This window comes from Streptomyces sp. NPDC057474 (assembly GCF_042802555.1).
In the GTDB taxonomy this organism is placed as follows: Bacteria; Actinomycetota; Actinomycetes; order Streptomycetales; family Streptomycetaceae; genus Streptomyces.
This window is the reverse complement of sequence record NZ_JBHVDX010000474.1, coordinates 1-2,109: the sequence shown is the minus strand read 5'-3', so window position 1 is coordinate 2,109 and position 2,109 is coordinate 1. Positions and strand designations below refer to the sequence as shown.

Genomic DNA, 2,109 nt, shown 5'->3' with positions numbered 1-2,109 from the left:
GCCCGTACCACCCTGCCAGATCTCACCCGAAGCACTACTTCAGGAGACCCTCGATGCGCAGAACGCGCCTCACAGCGGCCATGGTCGCCGCCGCCGTGGTGTCCGGCACCCTGGCTCTGGCGAGCCCGGCGTCCGCCGACCCCACCCCCGCCGGGACGTTCCGCGAGCTCGTCGGCGTGGGTTCCGACACCACCCAGGACGTGCTCAACGCCCTCGCCGGCGACACCGTCAACGGCACCAGCTACGCCGCGACCGCCGTGAAGTCCGCGGCCGGCGCGGGCGTCGCCTCCTACGACGCGATCGTCACCGGCTCCACCACCATCCAGACCCGCGCGGCCGGCCCGACCTTCACGCGCCCCAACGGCTCCGGCGCCGGCCGCACCGCCCTCAGCATGGCGCTGACCGGCGACAAGTTCCCCAACAGTGGCGGTGTCGCCATCACGGGCCAGGTCGACTTCGCCCGCTCCTCCAGCGGTCCGAGCACCTCCGGCTCCGCCCTCACCTACATCCCGTTCGCCCGGGACGCGGTCGGTGTCGCGGTCCGCGGCTCGGGTCTGGACTCGCTGACGGTCGACCAGCTGCACGACATCTACAAGGCCAACGGTGTGACCGAGGTGAACGGCAAGACCGTCCACCCGGTCATCCCGCAGGCCGACTCCGGCACCCGCAAGTTCTTCCTCGCGGCGATCGGCCTCACCGCGAACACGGTCAACCCGGACCTCCCGACCGTCCAGGAGAACCAGGCCGACGCCGCGCTCACCCAGGACGGCGCGCTCGTCCCGTTCTCCGTGGGCAGCTGGATCGCCCAGAGCAACGGCGTCGCCCCCGACAAGAGCGGCGACGCCATCGACGCCGGCGCACACCTGGCGAGCGTCCAGCTGCCCGGCGACACCGGCGTCACCAGCCCGGTGACGACGGTCAACGGCAAGCTCTCCCCGGTCGGCGGCTACTACGAGAACGCCACCTTCGGCCGCGACGTCTACAACGTCGTCCCGAGCCGGGCCATCGACCCGACCAGCATCTTCTTCGACCAGGACCTCTACGACGTCTTCGTCACCAGCGGCACCCACGAGGCCGCCCTCGCCTCCGACGTCTCCGAGAAGGTCATCGCCGACTTCGGCTTCCTGAACGAGTCGTACAACGGCTCCATCAGCCTGGCCAAGCACGCCAAGGTCGGCGGCCTGGAGATCTCGGGCCTCGCGGCCCAGACGCCCGCCGCCCCCGCCCTGAAGACGACCGTCGGCGACGCGAGCGTCAAGCTGAGCTGGACCGCGCCGAGCCCCGCCCCCGCGCAGCCCGTCACCGACTACCGCGTGACGCTGCTCGGTTCGGACGGCGCCGTCGTGGCCACCAAGGACGTCCCGGCCACCACCACGTCGCACACCTTCGCCGGACTGGCCACCGGCACCTACACGGCAACGGTCGCCGCGGCCAACGTCATCGGCACCGGCGACGCCGCCTCCTGGACCGGTGCCGTCAAGTACAAGAGCTCCGTGACGGCCACCACCGCGACCACCGCGTACGGCAAGACCCCGAAGGTCGCCGTCACCGTCGCCGGCTCGCACGGCGTCGTCCCGACCGGCAAGGTCACCGTCAAGGAGGGCTCCACCACCCTCGGCACGGGCACGCTGAACAGCTCCGGCAAGGTCACCATCTCCCTGTCGAACCACCTCAAGGTCGCCACGCACTCGCTGGCCGTCTCCTACGCGGGCACCGGCAAGCTCAACGCGTCCTCGACGACCACCTCGCTGAAGATCACCAAGGCGACCCCGTCCCTCAGCACCACCGCGCCCTCCACGGTCAGCCGCACCGCCCGCGCCAAGGTCACCGTGAAGGTCACCGCGACCGGCACCACGCCGACCGGCACCGTGCGCATCTACGAGGGCACCAAGGTCATCGCCACCGGCACCCTCGCCGGCGGCAAGGTGACCATCACCCTGCCCAAGCTGAGCAAGGGCAAGCACACCCTGCGCGCCAACTACGTCGGCTCGTCGACGGTGAACGCGAAGACCGGCGCGAACTTCACCATCAAGTCCAGCTGACACACGGTCGGTTGAGGTCCGCCGGTGCCGGGGAGGCCAGAGCCTGCCCGGCAACGGCGGGACAGCC

General features: G+C 70.9%; 1 protein-coding gene. It reads left to right on the top strand.

All coding sequences use genetic code 11. From position 1 onward, the window contains the following. Positions 1–53: 53 nt before the first annotated feature. Positions 54–2,042, top strand: coding sequence for an Ig-like domain repeat protein (locus ACFU53_RS47805; protein WP_384006901.1), 1,989 nt, complete (start codon positions 54–56; stop codon positions 2,040–2,042). Positions 2,043–2,109 lie beyond the last annotated feature (67 nt).

Bases quoted from the DNA above. Each gene is read 5' to 3' on its own strand.
- ACFU53_RS47805 (WP_384006901.1), top strand. From the start codon at position 54: ATGCGCAGAACGCGCCTCACAGCGGCCATGGTCGCCGCCGCCGTGGTG.